20 protein-coding genes are annotated in these 21,083 nt (G+C 69.5%); 14 read left to right on the top strand and 6 right to left on the bottom strand.

Annotated elements, in window-relative coordinates; genetic code table 11:
• Positions 1 to 1,894: DEAD/DEAH box helicase (locus tag ACQFZP_RS14600; protein WP_249312586.1), on the top strand; the 1,894-nt coding region annotated here is incomplete at its 5' end.
• 120 nt (positions 1,895 to 2,014) lie between these two features.
• Complete coding sequence (locus ACQFZP_RS14605) at positions 2,015 to 2,350, top strand: hypothetical protein (RefSeq protein ID WP_211891824.1); 336 nt, start codon at positions 2,015 to 2,017, stop codon at positions 2,348 to 2,350.
• 113 nt (positions 2,351 to 2,463) lie between these two features.
• On the opposite strand, the gene ACQFZP_RS14610 is transcribed toward ACQFZP_RS14605, so the two are convergent.
• From ACQFZP_RS14610 to ACQFZP_RS14620, 3 genes are read right to left on the bottom strand one after another with little or no spacing between them, the layout of a single operon-like run.
• A complete protein-coding gene (locus tag ACQFZP_RS14610) occupies positions 2,464 to 3,330 on the bottom strand; it encodes an energy-coupling factor transporter transmembrane component T family protein (RefSeq protein ID WP_211891825.1) in 867 nt (288 codons plus the stop codon).
• On the bottom strand, positions 3,327 to 5,186 hold the full coding sequence (locus ACQFZP_RS14615) for an ABC transporter ATP-binding protein (protein WP_211891826.1): 1,860 nt from the start codon (positions 5,184 to 5,186) through the stop codon (positions 3,327 to 3,329). The genes ACQFZP_RS14610 and ACQFZP_RS14615 overlap by 4 nt, the downstream gene beginning before the upstream one ends.
• Positions 5,183 to 5,746, bottom strand: a complete 564-nt coding sequence (locus tag ACQFZP_RS14620) for an ECF transporter S component (RefSeq protein ID WP_211891827.1) — start codon at positions 5,744 to 5,746, stop codon at positions 5,183 to 5,185. Before ACQFZP_RS14620 ends, ACQFZP_RS14615 begins: the two co-directional genes overlap by 4 nt.
• Before the next feature lie 177 nt (positions 5,747 to 5,923).
• Here ACQFZP_RS14620 and ACQFZP_RS14625 point away from each other — a divergent pair, with 177 nt between their 5' ends.
• From ACQFZP_RS14625 to ACQFZP_RS14670, 10 genes are all read left to right on the top strand, one after another.
• Positions 5,924 to 6,322, top strand: coding sequence for a BlaI/MecI/CopY family transcriptional regulator (locus ACQFZP_RS14625; protein WP_104310426.1), 399 nt, complete (start codon positions 5,924 to 5,926; stop codon positions 6,320 to 6,322).
• Between the two features lie 74 nt (positions 6,323 to 6,396).
• Positions 6,397 to 7,221, top strand: coding sequence for a M48 family metalloprotease (locus ACQFZP_RS14630; RefSeq protein WP_104310427.1), 825 nt, complete (start codon positions 6,397 to 6,399; stop codon positions 7,219 to 7,221).
• Positions 7,222 to 7,224: 3 nt separating this feature from the next.
• Positions 7,225 to 7,707, top strand: coding sequence for a hypothetical protein (locus ACQFZP_RS14635; protein ID WP_146080691.1), 483 nt, complete (start codon positions 7,225 to 7,227; stop codon positions 7,705 to 7,707).
• Positions 7,708 to 7,771: 64 nt separating this feature from the next.
• The gene (locus ACQFZP_RS14640; protein ID WP_181026853.1) at positions 7,772 to 9,214 is read left to right on the top strand and encodes a sensor histidine kinase; all 1,443 of its coding nucleotides are present in this window, start codon (positions 7,772 to 7,774) and stop codon (positions 9,212 to 9,214) included.
• Positions 9,215 to 9,318: 104 nt separating this feature from the next.
• Positions 9,319 to 10,050: a response regulator gene (locus ACQFZP_RS14645; RefSeq protein WP_179556004.1), complete on the top strand. Its 732-nt coding sequence runs from the start codon at positions 9,319 to 9,321 to the stop codon at positions 10,048 to 10,050.
• Positions 10,051 to 10,210: 160 nt separating this feature from the next.
• Positions 10,211 to 11,095, top strand: a complete 885-nt coding sequence (locus ACQFZP_RS14650; protein WP_104310431.1) for an ABC transporter ATP-binding protein — start codon at positions 10,211 to 10,213, stop codon at positions 11,093 to 11,095.
• Complete coding sequence (locus ACQFZP_RS14655; RefSeq protein ID WP_104310432.1) at positions 11,092 to 12,291, top strand: ABC transporter permease; 1,200 nt, start codon at positions 11,092 to 11,094, stop codon at positions 12,289 to 12,291. Before ACQFZP_RS14650 ends, ACQFZP_RS14655 begins: the two co-directional genes overlap by 4 nt.
• A 193-nt stretch (positions 12,292 to 12,484) precedes the next feature.
• On the top strand, positions 12,485 to 14,578 hold the full coding sequence (locus ACQFZP_RS14660) for an acyl-CoA dehydrogenase (protein WP_179556007.1): 2,094 nt from the start codon (positions 12,485 to 12,487) through the stop codon (positions 14,576 to 14,578).
• Positions 14,579 to 14,692: 114 nt separating this feature from the next.
• Positions 14,693 to 16,048 (top strand): FAD-dependent oxidoreductase, encoded by a 1,356-nt coding sequence (locus tag ACQFZP_RS14665; protein WP_104310434.1) that lies wholly within the window; start codon positions 14,693 to 14,695, stop codon positions 16,046 to 16,048.
• Positions 16,049 to 16,057: 9 nt separating this feature from the next.
• Entirely contained in the window at positions 16,058 to 16,519 is a 462-nt protein-coding gene (locus ACQFZP_RS14670; protein WP_104310435.1) for a flavodoxin domain-containing protein, read from the top strand.
• A gap of 36 nt (positions 16,520 to 16,555) precedes the next feature.
• On the opposite strand, the gene ACQFZP_RS14675 is transcribed toward ACQFZP_RS14670, so the two are convergent.
• Positions 16,556 to 17,023: an Lrp/AsnC family transcriptional regulator gene (locus ACQFZP_RS14675; protein WP_211891828.1), complete on the bottom strand. Its 468-nt coding sequence runs from the start codon at positions 17,021 to 17,023 to the stop codon at positions 16,556 to 16,558.
• Between the two features lie 576 nt (positions 17,024 to 17,599).
• Between ACQFZP_RS14675 and ACQFZP_RS14680 the strand changes: the two genes are divergently transcribed.
• Together ACQFZP_RS14680 and ACQFZP_RS14685 are read left to right on the top strand one after the other, a co-directional pair.
• Entirely contained in the window at positions 17,600 to 18,316 is a 717-nt protein-coding gene (locus ACQFZP_RS14680; RefSeq protein ID WP_249312612.1) for a cyclase family protein, read from the top strand.
• 20 nt (positions 18,317 to 18,336) lie between these two features.
• Positions 18,337 to 19,101, top strand: coding sequence for an IclR family transcriptional regulator (locus ACQFZP_RS14685; protein WP_258065797.1), 765 nt, complete (start codon positions 18,337 to 18,339; stop codon positions 19,099 to 19,101).
• A 3-nt stretch (positions 19,102 to 19,104) separates the two neighbouring features.
• Here the strand turns inward: ACQFZP_RS14685 and ACQFZP_RS14690 are convergent, their stop codons facing one another.
• On the bottom strand, positions 19,105 to 19,863 hold the full coding sequence (locus ACQFZP_RS14690; protein ID WP_104251647.1) for an IclR family transcriptional regulator: 759 nt from the start codon (positions 19,861 to 19,863) through the stop codon (positions 19,105 to 19,107).
• Between the two features lie 64 nt (positions 19,864 to 19,927).
• Complete coding sequence (alr, locus tag ACQFZP_RS14695) at positions 19,928 to 21,082, bottom strand: alanine racemase (protein WP_104310437.1); 1,155 nt, start codon at positions 21,080 to 21,082, stop codon at positions 19,928 to 19,930.
• Position 21,083: the final 1 nt, after the last annotated feature.

Genomic DNA, 21,083 nt, shown 5'->3' on the forward strand with positions numbered 1-21,083 from the left:
GGGCAGCGGCGAGCGCGGCGCCTTCCGCGGAGACGACCGCCGGTCCGGCGGAACTCGCGCGGGCGGCGACGACCGCCGCGGCAGCTATGCCGGACGCGGCGACGACCGCCGAGGCGGTTCTGCGGGCGGCGACGACCGACGCGGTGGCTATGCCGGCCGCGGCGACGACCGCCGAGGCGGCTACGGCAGCAACACCCGGCCAGGTGACGACCGGCGGAGCGCCGGCCGAGGCTCGGACGACCGTCGTGGCGGCTACAGCGACCGCAGCGACGACCGTCGTGGCGGCTACGACGCGTCCGGCCGCAACGATTCCTTCGACCGCGGCGGCTCGCGCGGCTCCGACCAGAGCCGTCCCCGCGGCGACGACCGCTACAGCACCCGCCGAGGAGCACCCGCGCGCGGAGCAGCATCAGCGCGCGGCGGCGCTCGCGGACGCGACGGGCAGTTCTCCGATCGCAACGAGCGCATCGACCGCCACCACCACGACGCCCTCCGCCAGTCGCATGGGCGTCAGCCGGCGGCCGGCTCGCGCGGCGACCGCAGCGCCAAGCACTTCGACCCCACGGCTCGCGGCGCGAACCAGCCGCAGCGCGGGGCGATCCAGGACTACCGCAGCCACAGCCAGTCCGCCGCGGGCCGCGCCCCCTCTCACGACGAGGACCGCGTGCTCGAGCGTCTCGCCCCGACCGCGGTCGGCGCGAAGAACGCCGACGGCCTGAGCTTCGGCGACCTCGGCCTCGGCGCCAACATCGTCGACGCGCTCGCCGAACTCGGCGCACCGAGCCCGTTCCCCATCCAGGCATCGACGATCCCGGATGCGATCCAGGGGCGTGACGTGCTCGGCCGTGGCCGGACCGGCAGCGGCAAGACGATCGCGTTCGGCGCGGCCCTCGTGCAGCGGCTCAGCGTCGCGCGCGGCCGCGATGCCGACGCCAGCAAGCGCAAGATCGGGCGCGCGCCCCGCGCCCTCATCGTCGCGCCGACACGCGAGCTCGCATTGCAGATCGACCGGACCATCCAGCCGATCGCCCGCAGCGTCGGCCTCTTCACAACCCAGGTGTACGGGGGCGTGCCGCAGCAGCGTCAGGTCACGGCCCTCGGGCGCGGCGTCGACATCGTCATCGGAACCCCCGGCCGCATCGAGGACCTCGAGCGTCAGGGCTTCCTGCGGCTCGACCAGGTCGAGATCACGGTGCTCGACGAAGCCGACCAGATGTGCGACCTCGGGTTCCTCGAGCCCGTGCAGCGCATCCTGCGCATGACCATGCCCGGCGGACAGCGCCTGCTGTTCTCGGCGACGCTCGACGCGGCCGTGCAGCGACTTGTGACGGAGTTCCTCAAGAAGCCGTCCGTGCACGAGGTGGCGGGCGAGGAAGAGCAGCACACCGACATCGACCACAGCGTCCTCGTCGTCGAGCGCGACGACAAGCGCGCCGTCATCGAGCAGCTCGCCGGCTCCGGCGGCCGCGTGCTGATCTTCACGAAGACGCGTATCGCCGCCGAGGGGCTCGCCACCGAGCTGTCGATGGCCGGCGTGCCCGCGGCTGCGCTCCACGGCGACCTCACGCAGGGGCGACGCACGCACAACCTGCGCCTGCTCACGAGTGGCAAGGTCAACGTGCTCGTCGCGACTGACGTCGCCGCGCGCGGTATCCACGTCGATGACATCCGTCTCGTGATCCAGTCGGACATGCCGGAGGAGTACAAGTCGTACCTCCACCGCTCCGGCCGAACGGGTCGCGCGGGACAGCGTGGCACGGTGGTCACGGTCATCCCGAAGCAGCGTCGTCGCCGAATGTCCGAGCTGCTCGAGCGGGCCGAGATCGACGCGCCCATGATCCCGGCGCGCCCTGGCGGTGCCGAGCTCGACGCCTTCATGGCGTACGCAGACTAGGCGCCCCGCGCGAGCTGATCGACCGATGCCCCTCTGGACGAACACACCCTTCGTCCAGAGGGGCATCGTCGTTCGTGCCCGCACCCGAAACGTGGATGATCGCCGCGTAGCGTTGGACACATGAGCGAACAGCAGGCGAACGACCCGCAGGCGCGGGCAGACCAGGCAAGCGCGGGCGAGGACGTCGCGGCGAACGGCGAAGGGCCAGGTGGCGAGAGCGCCGGCCACGAGAGCGCGGCGCGCATCAGCACCGAGCAGCTCGCCAACGAGCGCGCGAACGGCGACGGCCACCTCTTCCCCGACGCGGGCTCGCTCTTCGAGCCGGAGCCCGTCGACACTCCGCAGGAGCTTGAGGCTGAGGTCGAGGAAGCGGAGAAGCACGACAAGCGCTTCGCGACCGGGCCAGATGAGGGGGGCGTGGCGGAGAGCAACTTCGGGCAGAACGCGAGCGAGTAGTCGCTCGGCGCGCCGGTCGCCCCGTTTCTTGATCTCGGGATGGGTTTCGCGCCTCGGGATGGGGTGCACCCCATCCCGAGGCGCGAAACCCATCCCGAGATTGGCGGGATCGTTCAGCCCAGGTGGCTCGACGCGAGCAATGCGGCCGCCGTCGCGGTCCACGCGACGGCCACGAGTGCCCAGTCGGCGGCGTCCGTGCGGAGGATGTGGCGCTCGGTGCGCGTCGGGGCGAAGCCGAACGCGCGCGCATCCATCGAGAGCGCGACCCGGTCAGCGTGCCGCAGCGCGCCCGCGAGCAGAGGGATCGTGACGTCGAGCTGCGAGCGAAGCCAGGCGAGCGGCCCCCGACCTCGATCGACGCCGCGCACGCGCCGGGCGGCTCGGATCACCTCGAGTTCAGACCGGAACCTCGGCACGAACCTGAAGGCGGCCATCGCGGCGTAGCCGAAGCGGTAGGGCACGTGCAGGTGCTGCACCAGGGAGCGCACGAAGTCGTCGCCCGCCGTGGCGATCCCGCCGACGAGCGACAGCAGCACGATCGCGACGAGGCGGAGCGCTGTGCCGAGTCCGGTGGCCCAGGCGGCCACCGTGAAGGGCCGGCCGGCGAGCTCGAAGATGGTCGCCGTACCGTCGAGCGCGAGCGCGGCGAGCAGGGGAGCGGCGCTTGTCGTCTCGCCGGACACCGTCGGGTCGACCCAGACGCCGAGGGTCACCGAGAGGACCACCAGCACGACGGGCACGCCGGCGATCAGCAGCAGGGCGCTTCGGGCAGACAAGCGCGCCCCGCTCAGAATCGCGATGCCGCAGAGAACGATCAGCAGCGCTGGGCTGAAAGCGTCGCGCACCACGAACATCGCGATGATCGCGGGCAACGTCGCGGCGATCTTCACGAGCGGGGTGCGCCGGTGCAGCCAGGGCAGGCGCTCGGCGCGCGAGCGCGCGACACTGGGCCGCGAGGCGAGTGCGTCGCCTGCGCTCACGACGCACCGCGCAGGTTCACCGAGGACTGGCGAGCGAGCTCAGCCTCGAGCCGAGAGATCGACGTGATGCCGCGCAGCCTTGGGTGACTGCGCACGTCCGCGAGTGCGCGCGCAAGCGGCGGCAGGCCAAGGCCCGCGGCCTCGAGCGCACCGGAGGACACGACGTCGCCGACTTCGCCGTGCACGGCGACCACGCCACCCTCGAGAACCAGGAGGTGCGTCGCGAGTTCCGTCACGAGCTGCAGGTCGTGCGTCGCGAGCACCAGCGTGGCCCCGTCTCGGTGGAGCTCACGCAGCAGCGAGACGAGCTCATCGGCGCGCGCCTTGTCCTGCCCGAAGGTCGGCTCGTCGAGCACCAGCACGTCGGCCCCGTCGAGGAGGGCGGCGGCCACCGTGAGCCTCCGCTTCTGACCGCCGGAGAGGAGGAACGGATGCCGGTCGGCGTGCTCGGCGAGCCCGAAGCGCTCGAGCATCTCGTCGACCCGGCTCCGCGCATCCGCCGCCCTTCGTCCGATCTCGAACGCGAGCTCGTCGCGCACGGTGTGCGTGAGGAACTGGTGCTCCGGGTTCTGGAACACGTAGCCGACGCGGGCGCGGAGTTCACCCGCCCGCATCCGGGAGATGTCCTGCCCGTCGAGCAGCACGGTGCCTCGCGGCGCGCGACGCACACCCGCGAGGGCTTGCAGCAGGGTCGATTTGCCTGCCCCGTTGTGCCCGACGACGGCCGTGATCGTGCCGGGCTGGATGCTCAGGGCAACTGGCCCGAGCACTTGTGTGCGGCCGCGGGTGACGGTGAGCTCGCGGACGTCGAGGCGAGGGGAGGCCGGTTGCGTTCCGGACTTCTCGGGGGACGCGACCGACTTCGGTGACAAGCGCTGGGTCGCAGGGGTGTCTGTGGTCGATTCGGCGCGAGCAGTCACCGAAGTTGGCCGCAGACCGATGCGCAGGTCGGTCGCCGTCGGTGAGGCCGCGTGCTCGAGGCGCCGCGCGAGCTCGGTGCCGAGCAGCGGCAGCGGTGCCGCGCCCAGATTCCAGCCGGCCTCGGTGAAGACCGCCGCAGCCTCGTGTGCGACGGGGAACCAGACGCCGAGCTCGCGGAGCCTGTCCGAGTGCTGCCCGAAGATCTCGCGGGGCGGGCCGTCGAGCACGAGACGCCCGTCGGAGTCGAGCACGATGACGCGGGTCGCTATCGTCAGGGCCTCGTCGAGGTCGTGCTCGATGAGCAGGAGGCCGTGCGTTCCCGCTCGCACGAGCTCGCCGAGCGCCAAATAGATGGCGTGCTTCGCCGCCTGGTCGAGGTTCGCCGTCGGCTCGTCGAGCACCAGGAGCCGCGAGCCCAAGGCGAGCGCGCTTGCGATGGCGAGCCGCTGCCTGCCCCCGCCGGAGAGCACGTCCGGAGAGTCCTCGCGCCGCGACCACAGACCGAGCTGGGCGAGCGACGCCTCGACCCTCGTCTCGATCTCCTGGACCGGAAGACGGAGGTTCTCTGGGCCGAAGGCGACCTCATCGAAGACCTGGCCGGTCACGATCTGCGCGTCCGCGTCCTGGAACACCATGGCGACGTACTGGCTTGCGGCGGCGACGCCGAGATCCGCGACATCACCCCAGACAGTGTCGGACTCCGACCCTCCTCTGCCGTCCGCGAGCAGCACCCTCCCGGTCACGTCTGCCCCGAGCGACTGCGGGATGAGCCCGTTCAGTGCGCGGGCGAGCGTCGATTTGCCGCACCCGGACGGGCCGAGGAGCAGCACCGCCTCGCCGCGGGAGATTGAGAACGAGACGCCGTCGGGGCGCGGAGCCGCAGCGTCGAAGTGGGTGACGGAGAGACGTTCGACCCGCAGGAGCGGGGACGTCACCTGGGTGCTCTGCGGTCTTTCGCGAGCCGCAGGTCACGGCCGATGCCTGCACGCTCGAGCTGCTTCGCGAGCCAGACCGCGAGCATCGTGCAGAGCGGAGGCGACACGAGGAAGCTGCCGATGAGGAGCGCCGTGCCGAGCGCGTCGTACCCGCCGCCGTCGAGGATGCGGAACGCGGCGGCGGTCATGACGAGGCCCGCGAACAGCGACCCGGCGAGGAACAGCCACGCCGACCAGCGTCGGTAGCGTGTGACCAGGAACGGCAGCTCCTGGAGCACCCCGATGCCGACGCCGATGAGGAACGCGCCGAATGCGATCGGCTGGAACGGGCTCGCGACGAGTCCGGCGAGGGCCGAGGTGATGAGGCCGACCCACGGGCGGCGGAACAGCGCCTGCGCGAGTGCCCCCGGAATGAAGTACAGGCCGATCGTGAGCCCGTACACGAGTGGGAGGAGATTCGAGACGGCGCCGCCGATGTAGGCGTTGACGGTGAACACGACTCCGCCCGCGACTCCGATCGCGGCACAGCTCATGAGCAGACGAGTGCTGACGTTTCTCATTGGGCTCCACGCCTTCCCTCAGCGGGACACGATCCCGCTGGGGTCACGGGCTGGTGCAAGTCTACAAACTGTAGAGCGACGCGCGCGACAGGCCGTGGAGCTTGATAGCCTGAAGGCTCGCGGAGATCTGGGTGACGTTCCCCACGGCAGATCCGCGTCAAGAATTGGAGCAGCACAATGCCAGGAACTCGCACTCGAGCACGGGGTGAGCTCGAACTCGTCGTGCTGCGGCTCCTGTGGACCGCCGACGAGCCGCTCACGGCCCGTGAGATCCAGGACCGGTTCCCGGGCCGGGTTCCCGCGTCCACGACCATCCTCACCGCCCTCGACCGCCTGCGGGCGAAGGGTGATGTGACGCGCGTCGGCCACGAGCAGCGCGGCATCCGCTTCGCTGCGACGCAGACCGAAGCCGAGCACGCCTCCAGGGCGATGCTGAATGCGCTCAAGACGATCGACGGCCGCGAGGCCGCGCTCCTGAAGTTCGCAGGCAACCTCGACGCCCGTGACGCAGACCTCCTTCGCGCGGCTCTGCAGCACTCGCCTGTCTCGGCTTCCGAGCCCGCATCGGCCAGCTAGCCGGAGCCGGACCGGGTTCCACCATGGCTCCAAGCGGGCGTCCGGGGTTCCTGCCCGGACGCGAGTGATCCGAAGTGTGGATCATCCCTGCGCTCGCGTGTCTCGCGTTCGCGGTCTTCACGATGCTCGCGGCACCGTCGCTCCTCACCCGGGGCACCTGGCAGGTGCAGCATCCGCAGCTGGCTCTCGGACTGTGGCACGGCGCCGTCGTCGGCGGCTCGCTCGCGCTGCTGGCGGCCGTCGCGCTGTCGGTCGTCGCTGTGCTCACCTGGGAGCATGACGAGGGCAGCTGGCTCAGCGGCTTCGAGATCGCGCTCGCCTCGGTCGTCGCGAGCGTCGGCCTGATCGCCATGTTCGGCTGGGGGTTCATCGTCACGCGTCGTTCCGGGCGGGCTCTGGCTGACGGCAGGCGCGCGAACGACGAGCTGCGGGATGCTGCGCGCGTGCTGTCCTACAGGGATGAGCGCATCGGCGGGGCCCTCGTGCGCTTCGTCGAGTCTCCGGCACCGCACGCGCTCGCGGCGGCCGGGCCCGCTCCGGTGGTCATCGTGTCGAGCGGACTCGAGCAGCTGCTGACGCGCGAGCAGCTGGAAGCGGTCGTCGCGCATGAGCGCTGTCACCTGGTCAGGTTCCACGCCCTCGCCCAGCGGCTCGCCGAGGTCAACGAGGCGTGCCTCCCGCGGTACACGGGCGCGAAGAACCTGTCGCGCGCGACGGCGCTGCTCATCGAGCTGATCGCGGATGACGCGGGTGCGAAGGCGGTGGGCGCGGATGCGCTTGCCGGCGCGCTCCAGGCGCTTGCGGGTGCGGGTGCCGGATCGGACGATGACGTGCTGCGCCAGCGGGCGAGAAGACTCCACGCTCGTCCGGGAGGCATCAGCTCGACGTGGCAGGCTTGAGGCATGCCTGATTCCCCTTCGTACGAAGAACCTCGCCCGGGCTACGACGTGCCACGTGCAGCAGAGCCTGAGCGGTCGCTCACCCCGGCGCGCGTGTCGAGGCTCCGGCGGCTCACGATCCTCCTCGCGGTCATGGTCGCGGCCGGTGCGCTCGCGAACTGGCAGCAGGAATCCGAGTTCCGGTCGGCGAGCATCCTGAGTGTCGTGGTCTCGATCGTGGTCATCGTCGTCGGCTACGGCGCGATCTGGAAGATCCTCGGCTCACCCAAGCGGAAGCGGGCGGAGGGCGCTCGGACTGCGGGCAGCATCCTCTCCGTGCTCGCGGTCACGGGTCTTCTGCTGACGGGTGTGCTCGCGATCACGGGTGCGAGCGCGAACGGCGCGGTGCAGCTGGTCGTCGGGCTCGGCTCGGCGATCGTCGGAGCCATCTGGCTGCACGCCGCCTGGCGCCGTCTCCCCGCCGAGCCGACCGGCCTGCTCGACTGACACGTTCGCGTGCCCCGCGACGCGCGCGCGTGGAATGTCGGGGGCTGCGCCTAGCCTTGAGCCCATGATCTCGTCACCGCGCGGCAGCGATCTCTGGCAGCGACTCCAGGGCCTCGATGCCGAGCATCCGTCCGACTGGCAGCGACCCGGCCCATCTCGGCGTGCGCTGCGCACCGACATCATCGTGGCGCTCATCGCGGTCGGCCTCATGGTGTTCTCGAACTGGGCGGTGCTCGAGCTGCGCAAGGGGGCCGACCCCTCTGAAGTCGGCGCCCTGCTCCACGACGAAGATCCGGCTGCAGCGCTGGTCGGCATGGTCCTCGTGCCCGCGATGTACGGCGTCGCCATCGCGTTGCGCCGCCGATTCCCGTTGTGGATGCTCGTGCTCAGCACGGTCGCGTTCGTGTCGGCGTTCGCCTTCACGTACCTCGACACCGTCGTCACGCAGATCGGGTACTTCCTGCTCATCTTCACGGCGGGTGCCTGGAGCAACCAGCGGGTGATGGTGACGCTGCTGCGCATCGCCATCACGGTCGGCATGACCGTGTGGGCCGTCGTCGACGCCTTCACTCGTGCGACGCTCCTCTTCGCGTTCTCGGAGTCGAGCGACAGCGAGAACTGGATCTCGAGCGTCTTCACGGCCTACACGCTGCTCATCAACGTGCTCTACTTCATCGGCGCCTTCTGGTTCGGCAACTCCGACTACCGGCGGGCGGGGCAGCGCGCCGCGCTCGAGGAGCGCACGCGTGAGCTGGAGGAGTACGCGGAGGCGCTGGCTGACGAGCGCAAGCGCGTGGGAGAGCAGGCGATCCGCCTCGATCGTGTCCGTATCGCGAGAGAACTCCACGACGTGGTCGCGCATCACGTCTCGCTCATGGGCCTGCAGGCGGCCGCGGCTCGGCGCACCGCAGAGACCTCACCAGAGAAATCGCAGCAGGCTCTGCTCGGTGTCGAGCAGAGCGCACGCGTCGCGATCGAGGAGCTCCATTCGCTCCTCACGACGCTGCGCAGCGCGGATGCGGACGACGCCGACGGTGCGCCGGCGCCCGACGACGGCGCACCGGGAGTGCAAGCAGGAGCATCCGCGCCTTCGACGCACACCGTCGAGCAGGTGCCGGCGCTCATCGAGGAGCTGCGCGGGGCCGGCATGCGGGTTGAATTCAGCACATTCGGGGAGCCGCGGCCGGTGTCGCCGCTGACCGGCATCGCGGTGTACCGCGTGCTGCAGGAGGCGCTGACCAACACGCGGAAGCATGCCGGCCCCGAGGCTCCCGCCGACGTCCGGCTGCGCTATCTGGAACGCGGAATCGAACTCGATGTGACCGACGACGGGCCAGCATCCTTCGCCCACGCCGCTGCCGCGAAGCACACGAACAGCGCCGGCGGGCTCGGGCTCGTGGGCATGCGGGAACGAGCCCGCGCGGCGGGAGGCGAGGTCACCACCAGCAAGCGCGGTGGCGGAGGTTTCCGGGTTCTCCTCCGGGTGCCCTATGACCGGCAGGTGTGACGACGTGCCCCTGGACTCCAGCGCCACTCGGACAACTCCCGGTAACCTCGCCCGCATACGGTCACGAGAACGACACCGCTGCTGCGGGTGCCAAAGGAGGCCAAGTGTCTGAACAGATCCGCGTGGTGCTGGTCGACGATCACCAGCTCGTGCGCATGGGCTTCAAGCTGATCCTCGAGTCCGAGGCCGATATCGTCGTCGTCGGCGAGGCGACAGACGGGCGCGAAGCCGTCGCCGTCGTCGAGCGGCTCAAGCCAGACCTCGTGTGCATGGACGTGCAGATGCCCGTGCTCGACGGCATCGCAGCGACCCGCGAGATCATGCAGCTCGGCGACGCCGCCCCGCGTGTGCTCATGCTGACGACCTTCCGCGACGAGGCCGCCGTCCGCGACTCGCTGCGCGCTGGAGCGAGCGGATTCGTGCTGAAGAACTCGCCGCCGGAGACGCTCGTCGAGGCCGTGCGGGTCGTCCACTCAGGCGATGCCCTGCTCGATCCTCAGGTCACACGTGGCGTCATCGCCGGCATGCTCCACGACGCCCCGGAGTCGGCCCCGACGCAGGTCGCGGATGCGCTGCAGGCCGGCGTGCACGACGAGGGCACGTCGCTGGCACCCACCCAGCATCCTGCGCTCGCGAGCCTCACCGAGCGCGAGAGCGAAGTGCTGGCCCTCATCGCGGAGGGTCTCAGCAACGCGGACATCGCGGCGCGTCTGTTCGTGTCCGAAGCCACCGTGAAGACGCATGTCTCGAACCTGCTCGCGAAGATCGGGGTGCGCGACCGCATCCACGCGGTCATCTTCGCCTACAACGTGGGCGTCGTCGCGCCCGTCGAATAGCGCCCCTCAGGCCGAGCGACCACCACCTCACCCGAGCGGATGAAGCGGCAGAGCTCGAGTTCCGTCGCGCGGCCGATCCCTCGACCCGCCGTTGTCCGTAGCGTCTTCTGCATACCCAGAGACGGTGCGGCGTCGGACGTCGCGCGAGACAGGAGGGGTGATGCTCGAGATCCAGAACATCTCCAAGACCTACGGCGACCGCAAGGTGCTCGACGATGTGAGCTTCTCCGTGGAGCCGGGCAAGCTCACGGGCTTCGTCGGCGGCAACGGCGCGGGCAAGACCACGACGATGCGCACGATCCTCGGCGTCGTGAAGCCGGATGCCGGAGTCGTCACGATCGACGGCCGTCCCGTCGTCGTGACCGACCGGGCCCGCTTCGGGTACATGCCGGAAGAGCGTGGCCTCTACCCGAAGATGAAGGTGAAGGAGCAGGTCACCTACTTCGCCGAGCTGCACGGACTCAGCGCCAAGGAGGCGGCCAAGAACGCCGACCGCTTCCTCGATGACCTGGGGCTCACAGAGCGGGCAGACGACAACGTGGAGGACCTCTCGCTCGGCAACCAGCAGCGGGCGCAGATCGCCGCGTCGCTGGCGCACGAGCCCGAGATGCTCATCCTGGACGAGCCGTTCTCCGGACTCGACCCGCTCGCCGTCGAGGTCGTCCTCGAGACGCTGCAGGGCTTCGCGGCCCGCGGCGTCCCCGTGCTCTTCTCCAGCCACCAGCTGGACGTCGTCGAGCGGCTCAGCGACAACCTCGTCATCATCTCCGGGGGAGCCATCAGAGCGAGCGGCGACCGACACGAGCTGCAGGAGCGCCACTCCGAGGGCATGCACCGCATCTCCGTCGCCGGAGACGCCGGCTGGCTCCGAGACGAGCCGGGCATCAAGGTCCTCGAATTCGACCGAGGGGATGCGATCTTCGTCGCCGACTCGGGGGAGACGGCGCAGCGCATCCTCCGCACGGCCCTCGACCGGGGCCCGGTCTTCGGCTTCGGTCGCCACATCGTGAAGCTCTCCGACATCTACCGGGAGGTCGTCGCATGACGAACACACAGGAAACCACGTCTCCCCAGCGGGCCGCAGCCGCGGCGCCGCGGCCTCGTCAATTCGGCCTCAGCTCGGCGAAGGGCATCCAGCTCATCGCCAAGCGAGAGATCCTCGTGCAGGCTCGCTCGCGCGCCCAGCAGATCTCGTTCCTCATCACCCTGCTGCTCGTCGCGGGCGGCATCGTGGCGGTCGCGCTGTTCGGTGACGCCATCGGGGGCGGATCGACGAAGGTGGCGACGGTGTCCGACACGACGTCGATCGCTTCCACGGCTGGCCTCGAGGCGACCGAGGTCGCATCCGCTGAGGCCGCTGCCCAGCTCGTGCGAGACGGCGAGGTCGAGTACGCGGTGCTGACACCGGCCGATGCTCGAGGCCTTGAGCTCTTCACGGGCGACGGGCAGCCGGCGAGCGACCTCGGTGACGGTGCGTTTGTGCTCGTCGGGCTCGACGGGGTGCCGACCGAGGACTCCATGGCCCTCGCCCAGGTGCCCCCGTCGTTCTCGCTCGAGGCTCCCGAGGTGAACCCGGCCCTCGGGTACATCATGGCCGTCGCGTTCGGCGTGCTCTACTTCATGGCCGCGATGGGCTATGCGTACACGATCGCGCAGAGCGTCGTCGAGGAGAAGCAGTCGCGCATCGTCGAGATCCTGCTCTCCACGGTCACGCCCCGCGTCATCATGGCGGGCAAGGTCATCGGCAACAGCATCCTGGCGCTCATCCAGGTGGCGGCGATCCTCGCCGCCGCAGCCATAGCGCTCGCCGCGACGGGCCAGGGGGCGCTGTTCTCGCTCATCGGGCCGGGCTTCGTCTGGTTCCTGGTGCTGTTCGTGTTCGGCTTCGTGCTGATCGCCACGCTGTACGCGGGCGCATCCGCGATGGTGTCGAGGCAAGAGGAGGTGGGCAGCGTCACGACGCCCCTCATGATGCTCATGCTCATCCCGTACATGCTCGTGATCCTCTTCAACAGCAACGCGCTGCTCATGACGATCCTCAGCTACATCCCGTTCTCGGCGACCATCGCGATGCCGCTGCGCGTCGTGCTCGGGCAGGCCGAATGGTGGGAGCCGATCCTGGCGCTGGTGATCCTCATCGTGACGAGTGCGGTGTCGATCATGATCGGGGCCCGTATCTACGAGAACTCCATCCTCCGCATCGGCGGACGTGTGAAGCTCAGCGACGCCCTCAAGGGGTAGGCGCAGGCCGCAACAGCCGGCATCACCGCACATCTCTAGCGGGTCAAGCTAACGCTTGGCCCGCTGAGTTGTATGAAGTGTGCAATTCGGGGGGTTCTGGCGCGCAGAATCCTCGTGCCCTCCCACCGGGAAATGGCGAGTGTCGGTGGCCCGTCCTAGCGTGGAGGCATCCCAACGTTGCAAAGGAGCATCCGTGTCTGACATCAGCATCAACGATCCGGAACTCGACGAGCCTGTTGCTCTCGAGCAGAGCCGCATCGATGTCGGCTGGCTGTCGCAGCAGCTGCTCGGCACCTGGCCGGAGGAGCGCCTGCGCGCACGAGCGAACTCGGCTCGGCCCGAACTGTGGCACGACCCGGCCCTTGCCATGCCGGAACATCGCGACCGTGTGATGGGCCAGTTGCACATCCTCGTCGAGGAAGGCGCCGTCAACCTGGCGTTCCCGAAGCGCCTCGGCGGTGAGGCGAACCACGGTGGGAACATCGCCGCCTTCGAGGAGCTCGTGGTCGCCGACCCAAGCCTCCAGATCAAGGCCGGCGTGCAGTGGGGACTCTTCGGCTCTGCCGTCATGCACCTCGGCACCGACTACCACCACGACACGTTCCTCCCGGGCATCATGAGCCTCGAGGTGCCCGGCGTCTACGCCATGACGGAGACGGGCCACGGCTCCGACGTGGCGTCGATCGGCACGACGGCGACGTACGACGAAGCCACGCAGGAGTGGGTCATCAACACCCCGTTCCGCGGGGCGTGGAAGGACTACCTCGGCAACGCGGCGCTGCACGGCAAGGCGGCGGTCGTGTTCGCGCAGCTCATCACGAAGAACGTGAAGCATGGCGTGCACGCGTTCTACGTCCCCATCCGCGACGACAGCGGCCACTTCCTGCCGGGCATCGGCGGTGAAGACGACGGCGTCAAGGGTGGCCTCAACGGCATCGACAACGGGCGCCTGCACTTCACCCAGGTGCGCGTGCCTCGACGCAACCTCCTCAATCGCTACGGCGACGTCTCGGAAGACGGCACGTACACCTCGCCCATCAAGAGCCCGGGGCGACGCTTCTTCACCATGCTCGGCACCCTGGTCCAGGGGCGAGTCTCGCTCGACGGCGCCTCGGTGGCCGCATCGAAGGTTGCGCTCAAGATCGCCATCACCTACGCCAACGAGCGGCGGCAGTTCGCGGGCGGTGACGGCGAAGAAACGGTGCTGCTCGACTACGGGATGCACCAGAAGCGGCTCATCCCGCGTCTCGCGACGACCTACGCGCTGAGCTTCGCGCACGAGAACCTGCTGAAGCAGTTCCACGGCGTCTTCTCCGGCGACCTCGACACCCCGGAGAACAGGGAAGACCTCGAGACGCTCGCGGCCGCCCTCAAGTCCCTCTCCACCTGGCACAGCCTCGACACGCTGCAGGAGGCACGAGAGGCGTGCGGCGGGGCCGGGTTCCTCGCCGAGAACCGCATCACGCAACTGCGTCACGACCTCGACATCTACACGACCTTCGAAGGCGACAACCACGTGCTGCTGCAGCTCGTCGGCAAGCGACTCCTCAGCGACTACGCCGAGCAGTTCAAGGGTGCCGACCGGGGCGAGGTCACGCGCATCGTCGCCGAGCAGACGGCCGAACGCATCTACTCGGGGTCCGGCCTTCGCGGCATCGGCCAGATCGTCCTCGACCGGGGCAGCCGAGCCCGGTCGGTCGGCTGGCTGCGACAGCCCGCCACGCAGCACGAACTCCTCACCGCGCGGGTCGAGACCCTCGTCTCCGAGATCGCCGCGAAGCTGCGCAACGCCAAGAAGCTGTCCAAGTCCGAAGCGGCCGCGCTCTTCAACCGCCACCAGCCGACCCTCATCGAGGCGGCGCGGGCACACGGGCAGCTGCTGCAATGGGAGGCGTTCACCGACGCGATCGCGGCTATGCCTGAAGGCAAGACGCGCCAGGTGCTCACGTGGCTGCGCGACCTCTTCGGTCTCGGCCTCATCGAGGAGAACCTCGCCTGGTACCTCATGTCGGGTCGCCTCTCCGTGCCTCGCGCGCAGGCCGTCTCCGCATACCGAGAGCGGCTCATCGCACGACTGCGCCCGCACGCTGGCGACCTGGTCGACGCGTTCGGCTACGGGCCCGAGCACATTCGAGCGGCCATCGCCTCCGGTGCGGAACGCGAACGTCAGGACGAGGCACGCGCCTACGTGCGAGCGCAGCGTGAGTCGGGTACTGCTCCCGTCGAGGAGAAGGCCATGCAGGCAGAGGAGAAGCTGAAGCAGCAGAAAGCGGGCGCCAACGCCTGACGATCGCCACCTGACCGGCGGCCGGCCTCCAACCTGAAGCAGCGGCTCGGGCCGAGGTGCGATACTCGGCGGAGCGTTTCCCGCGCCCCCGCAAGTCGAGGAGAGCACCACTGCATGACCGTTGAACCCCGCCGTGCCGTCGCGATCATCGGCAGCGGCCCCTCGGCTTGCTATACGGCGCAGGCGCTGCTCAAGCTGAGGCGCGACGTCGATATCACCATGTTCGAGCGCCTGCCCGTGCCGTACGGCCTCATCCGCTACGGCGTCGCACCGGACCACGTCGGGACCAAGGCGGTCACCCGCCAGTTCGATCGACTCTTCACCCGTTCGGGTGTGCGCTTCCTCGGCAACGTCGAGGTGGGGCGCGACGTCGACCTCGAGTCGGTGCGAGGCGCGTTCGACGCAACCGTCGTCGCGACGGGGCTGCACGCCGACGCGCACCTGCCGCTCCCGGGGTTCGACGACGCGCGAGTCGTCGGCGCTGGACGATTCATGCGCATCCTGAACCAGCACCCCGGCGACGAGGTGTCCCTTCCCTCGCTCGGCGCTCGCGTCGCGGTCGTCGGGAACGGCAACGTGGCGATCGACATCGTGCGGCTGCTCGCGAAGCACGAGACGGACTTCGAGGGGTCTGACGTGCACTCGCCGCTGCTCGAGCAGGCCTCGGGTGAGCTGCGGACCATCGAGGTGCTCGGACGATCCCTCGTCGACCAGGCGAAGTTCACCCCCTCGCTGCTGGCCGAGCTCGGACGCATCGACGATGTCCGCTACGAGGTTGTCGGCGTCGAGGCCTCGTCGCTCGAAGATTCTGCGGAGAGATCGGGGCAGGCGGCTGCGCTGGCGGCGCTGCTCGCCCGCGACCAGCCGACCACGCCTCGCATCACGGTGCGCCTCCGGTTCGGCGTCGCGCCCGTCGCGCTGGCCGCTGAGTCCGAGGGAGGCTCGCCCCTCCGGCTCTCGGTCGCCGGCCCCGGCTCCTTCGAGCCCCAGGGTGCTTCGACGGTCGCCGAGCCCGCGTCTCTCGACGTCGACTCGGTCGTTACCGCCGTCGGCTTCCACCGCGGTGACGCGCACCTGCTGCATGCGCTGCTCGGTCACGAGCGGGATGTCTTCGCGGCAGGCTGGGCGAGGCGCGGCCCGCAGGGCACCATCGCCGAGAGCCGCGCCGAAGGGCAGACGGTCGCGCGCGAGGTCGAGGAGTGGCTTGCATCGGCGGATGTGAAGCCCGAGGGTGAGCGGGCGGCCCTGCTCGCACGCCTCGACGAGGTCTCGGTGAGCTTCGCCGAGTGGAACGTCATCGACGAGCACGAGCAGCGTCAGGCTGGCCCCGGCCGCGTGCGGGCGAAGGAGCAGGACACCGAGAGTCTCCTGCGCATTGCTCGAAGCTCATCCGGGTCCTCGGCCGCGGTTGCTCCGCTAAGCTCCCACCCGTCCGTGCCAGAAGCCCCAACCCCCGACAGTGACAACTAGGAGCAGTTCATGAGCATCGTCATCCTCTACGGAACGGAGTCCGGAAACGCGGAGATGGTCGCCGGTGACCTTGCGGACGCCATGCCCGACCGTGAGGTCACGGTCGAGGACATGTCCGTCTTCGAGCCGGAGGAGCTCGAGGAAGGCACGTTCTACCTCTTCGTGTGCTCGACCCACGGTGACGGTGAGCTGCCGAGCGGGGCTCTGCCCTTCTGGGAGGAGCTCGACGCCATCCGCCCGGCACTCGACGGCTACCGCTACGGCATGTTCGGAATGGGTGACACCACCTACTCGGACACGTACAGCCAGGGCAGCGAGCACATCGACCGGCTCATGACCGAGCTCGGGGCGCAGCGGGTCGGTGAGTACGGGCGGCACGACGCCAGCTCGCGGCAGACCGCGAGCGACGCGGCACTGGCCTGGCTCCCAGGCCTGCTCGCAGCGCTCGAGGCCGCCGGCATCGACGCGTAGCGCAGGGAGCTGTGCCCTCGGTCGTGGTGGCCAGGGTCAGTCGCCTGCGGGCGGCGAGTGTCGGATGGCCGTGGACAGGGAGAGTGAGGTCACGGTGTTCTTGACGCCCGGGATGGCGGCGATGCTCTCCCAGACCTCCTTGATGCGCTCGACCGAGCGGGCCTCGAGGAGCACGAACAGGTCGTAGTCGCCGGTCAGGATGTCGCATCTGATCACCTCGGGGACCCCCGCGAGCGTTGCGAGGACATCGGCCCCGCGCATCCGGTCGGCGCGGTAGACGAAGAGCACGGCGGAGATCGGGTGGTCGTGGGTGTCGGCGTCGCTGCCCCGCACGAGGGTGTAGCCCTCGATGACCCCGTCTCGTTCGAGGCGCTCGATGCGCTGCTTCACCGCGTTGCGTGAGAGTCGGACCCGGTTCCCAAGTGCGACGAGCGGGATGCGCGCGTTCTTGGTCAGCTCTCGCAGGATCTGCGCGTCGATCTCGTCTCGTGGCCGCATCGTCATTGCTGCACCCCCTCCATGCGTGTGACATTAGCACTATGACATGGTTATATTGCATAGGGCGTGGAACGACGACGACGCGATGACGCGTCACAGGAGAGGAACACGATGGTTCTCAGGACAACGGTTCGAAGCAGGATCCGGGTGTACTGGCCAGTGCAGCCGGCCACGTTCGCCGAGGTCGTCGCCGGCAACGTCTCGGTCTTCAGGGAGAGTCCCGACGTGCGCCCACTGCGCGACGTGCTCGCGTCGTTCTCGGAGGTCGGTGACTTCGGTGACTACAAGACGGTGACCGAGGTGTCGATCGGCTTCGAGGGCTTCACCGTGGGGTCAGGAGCTCAGCCGACGCTCGGGTCCGCTGGCGAGCGGACGATTTCGCCCACGCTCGCGGTGACGACGCACGTCGACGACGCACTCGGCTCTGCTCGGCTCACCGAGATTCTCGAGCGCATCGTCGAGGTGCATCCATGGGAGGTGCCCGTGATCGAGGTGACCGAGGGGGTGACGCTCGTCTCGCGGGGGAAGGGGACGAGCGCGCTGGCCTCGAGCGGCGCCAGCTCGAGTGATGCCTGGTCGCAGCTGAGCGCTGCGCTCGAGGGGCGCGTCTACACGGATCTCACGCACGCCTTCCACGCCGGGCAACCCCATTTCCCGGCGTTCCCGGACGAGGAGCGTGAAGAGCTCTTCTCCCTGGAGCGTGGAGACGGATTCACGGCGCACCGGTACTCGCTCATCGGACAGTGGGGCACGCACGTGGACCCGCCATCGCACTTCGCCGCCGGAGGGCGGGCTGTCGACGAGCTGCCAGTCTCCGAGATGATCCTCCCGCTGGTCGTCCTCGACATCAGCGAACGCGCGGCGAGCGACGAGGATGCGACGCCGGTGCTCCGGGATGTCGAGCGCTGGGAGGCGGAGCACGGACGGATCCCCGCTCGCGCCTTCGTGGCGCTCCGCACCGATTGGAGCCACCGCTGGCCCGACGCCGCAGCCATGGCCAACACGGACTCGGACGGTGTGAGCCACACGCCCGGATGGTCGCGCGAGGTGCTCACCTTTCTGATCGAGGAGCGTGACATCGCGGGTGTCGGTCATGAGCAGACCGACACGGATCCGGGTGTCGCGACCTCCGCTGGCGACTTCAGCCTCGAGCGATTCCTGCTCGAGCGGGATCGGTGGCAGGTTGAGCTGCTCGCGAGTCTTGATCGCGTGCCGGCGGCCGGCGCAGCGGTCGTCGCGACCTGGCCGAAACCGCAGGGCGGAAGCGGATTCCCCGCTCGAGTCTTCGCGATCCACTGACCCTCGCTAGGCTGGCGAGCGTGGAGTCGAATTCGAGCATGGGGCGTGCCCTCGACGTGCTCACCACGCTCGCCCAGCTGACGCGGACACCTCCGCACCGTGCGACGGTGGCTCAGGTCGCGGGTGCGCTCGACCGTGATCGCTCGCAGGTCTCGCGAACGCTGAAGCACCTTGCCGAGGATGGCTCGGTCCTGAGGCGCGATGACCGGAGCTACGAGCTCGGATGGCGCGGCTACGCGACCGCTCAGGAGCTCACGGAGCGACGCCTGAGGATCGATGGCCTCACGCTGCTCGAGGGGCTCGCGCGGGACACCGGCGAGGCCTGCTTCATCGGCGTCCTGAGCGGTGACAGCACGGTGACGATCGTGGAGGCACTGCCGAGGGACGCTCGCATGATCGGCTCCTGGCTGGGCCGCCCGTATCCGGCGTTCTGCTCGGACGCAGGGCAGGGGACGCTCTGGGATGCCGACGACGACGAGGTGGCCGCCGTTCTCGCGGCAGCGGACTTCCGGGCGTCAGGGCCGAATGCTCCGGTCGATGTCGGCGACTTCCTCGAGCGCCTGGAGCGCGCGCGTCGGCGCGGGTACTCGATCGTGGATGAGGAAGCAGAACCGGGGCTCTACTCGGTCGGCGCTCCGATCTGGGACTTCCGCGGCGAGGTGATCGCCGCCGTGCAGATCGTCGGCGCCCGTGCGGAGATGGTGCCGAAGAGCGATGAGCTCGGGGCTGCGGTGGCCCGGACCGCCGCGCGCCTCTCCGAGGTGCTGGCCGCTCCCGCCTGCTGACGCTCAGCTGCCGGAGGTGGCGAGTGCCGTGATGCGCGCGGCCGCGGCCTTCATCGCCGCGATCAGGCCGGGGGTCTCGGCTTCCGGGAGGGCTTGGGAGACGCAGCTGAGCGAGGCCACGATGACCTCGCCCTCGCCTCGGAGGGGGACAGCGAGATCGCTCGACTCATGTTCGAACTCCTCGAAGGCGTCGACGTGACCGCTTGACCGATCACGGTCGATTCTGGCGGCCAGCTCGGCGATCGAGTAGGCGGCGCGGGGTCCGCCGACGCCGACGAACTGCGCGTTGCCGAGGAGCTGCTCTAGCGTGCCGAGCGACGAGTCCCAGAGGAGCGCACGCCCGGCCCCCGTGCACCAGATCGGGGTGACCATGCCGGGGCGCAGCGACGCGGTCGTCCCCGACGTCGGCGACTCGAATCGAAGGAGCAGTGCGCGGTCGCCGAGTGACGCCGAGATGCGCGCATCCACGGGGAACCGGGCGACCAGGGAGCGCAGTTCGCTTCGTGCCGCTCGCAGCCACGGGGTGTGGCGGGCGGCGGCTACCTGGAAATGGCGAGGTCCTGGCCGGAAGACCAGCTCCTCGTTCTTTTCCAGCATCCGCAGCTGGACGAGTTCTTGCGTGAGGCGCGACACCCGGCTGCGTTCGATCCCGGTGTGGTCGGCGAGCCTCGACACCGTGAAGGCGGAGCGGCCGGTGGCCTCCCTCTGCGTCGCTGCGGTCAGGAGCGACAGGCCCTGCGCCAGCGAGGACTGCTGCTGCATGGTGCGATCTCCTCGGAGTCGAGCTCTCTGCGTGTCACCTCGGATGTCGGCGACGGTGGGGGCTTCAGCGTACTGCGAGCGCGGGCCGACGGGCGGCGCTGCCGACAGCGAATCGGGGGAGGATACGCCCCCAGGCGGTGTAGAGGTCTGCGGCGATCTGCGTGTTGGCGAGTTCGAGGTCGTGGCTCGTCACCTCGCCTCCGCCCTGCCTGCCGTAGAGCACGACATCGTCCCCCGGGAAGACGCCGTGGACCTCCGTGACGTCGATGATCAGGCAGTTCATGCCGGGCAGGTCGATGACGGGCGCGCGCTTGCCGCGGATGAGCACCTGCGCGCGACCGCCCAGGCTCCGATGGAAGCCGTCCCCGTAGCCGACCGGGACCGAGGCGAGCACGGAGTCGCGTTCGAGCACGTGGGTGCGTTCGTAGCCGACGGTCTCGCCGGCGGAGTATCCGTTGACGGCGGCGACGCGGGATCTGACGGTCATCGCCCTGCGGAAGCGCTTCGGGTCGGCCGCGGTGTCGCCGTAGAGGGCGGCCCCGATGCGGACGAGGTCGAGTCGGGACTCGGGCACGGTCAGGCCCGCGTACGAGGTGGCGCAATGGCGGTCGATCCGCGAGGTGGCACCCTGCTCTCGCAGCACGCTCGTGGCGGTCTCGGCCTCGTCGACGAACCGGGCCGTGCCGGCTCTGATGTCCTGCTGATCCTCGAGGGGGAAGTGCGTCGCGATGCCGCGCACATCGAGTCCGGGGAGGGATGCGAGCGCCCGAAGCTCTGCGAGGCCTGCGGGGCGTGACACGTCGATGCCCTCCCGCGTGATGCCGGTCGAGTTCACGGACAGGTGAACGGGAATCGATCGACCGGAGGCGGTGGCGATGGCCGAGGCGGTTGTGGCGTGCGGGAAGCCGCCGATCCACTCCTCGATGTTCCAGTGGACCCCCGCCTGCATCTCCTGCGGCTGCGCAGAACGCAGCCGCAGGAGACGCCCCGTGAAGCCAAGGGCGCGGAGTTGGGCGGCTTCACGGTTACTCGAGATGCCGAGCATCTCGATGTTCTTGGCGATGACGACGGGGCCGAGCAGGTCGATGCCGTGCCCGTAGGCGTCCGCCTTGAGGACGATGCAGAGCGTGCTGCGTCCGGCGAACTCCCGCTGGATCTCCTGGAGATTGTGCTCGATGGCGTCGAGATCCACCTCGACCCAGACGGGTTCCGTCGTCATC

Source organism: Pseudoclavibacter sp. Marseille-Q434, from assembly GCF_050315415.1.
Taxonomy (GTDB): domain Bacteria; phylum Actinomycetota; class Actinomycetes; order Actinomycetales; family Microbacteriaceae; genus Pseudoclavibacter.

Coding starts and splice junctions, on each gene's coding strand:
- ACQFZP_RS14605 (WP_211891824.1), top strand. CDS start 2,015: ATGAGCGAACAGCAGGCGAACGACCCGCAGGCGCGGGCAGACCAGGCA.
- ACQFZP_RS14620 (WP_211891827.1), bottom strand. CDS start 5,746: ATGAGAAACGTCAGCACTCGTCTGCTCATGAGCTGTGCCGCGATCGGA.
- ACQFZP_RS14625 (WP_104310426.1), top strand. CDS start 5,924: ATGCCAGGAACTCGCACTCGAGCACGGGGTGAGCTCGAACTCGTCGTG.
- ACQFZP_RS14635 (WP_146080691.1), top strand. CDS start 7,225: ATGCCTGATTCCCCTTCGTACGAAGAACCTCGCCCGGGCTACGACGTG.
- ACQFZP_RS14640 (WP_181026853.1), top strand. CDS start 7,772: ATGATCTCGTCACCGCGCGGCAGCGATCTCTGGCAGCGACTCCAGGGC.
- ACQFZP_RS14650 (WP_104310431.1), top strand. CDS start 10,211: ATGCTCGAGATCCAGAACATCTCCAAGACCTACGGCGACCGCAAGGTG.
- ACQFZP_RS14655 (WP_104310432.1), top strand. CDS start 11,092: ATGACGAACACACAGGAAACCACGTCTCCCCAGCGGGCCGCAGCCGCG.
- ACQFZP_RS14665 (WP_104310434.1), top strand. CDS start 14,693: ATGACCGTTGAACCCCGCCGTGCCGTCGCGATCATCGGCAGCGGCCCC.
- ACQFZP_RS14670 (WP_104310435.1), top strand. CDS start 16,058: ATGAGCATCGTCATCCTCTACGGAACGGAGTCCGGAAACGCGGAGATG.
- ACQFZP_RS14675 (WP_211891828.1), bottom strand. CDS start 17,023: ATGACGATGCGGCCACGAGACGAGATCGACGCGCAGATCCTGCGAGAG.
- ACQFZP_RS14690 (WP_104251647.1), bottom strand. CDS start 19,863: ATGCAGCAGCAGTCCTCGCTGGCGCAGGGCCTGTCGCTCCTGACCGCA.
- alr (WP_104310437.1), bottom strand. CDS start 21,082: ATGACGACGGAACCCGTCTGGGTCGAGGTGGATCTCGACGCCATCGAG.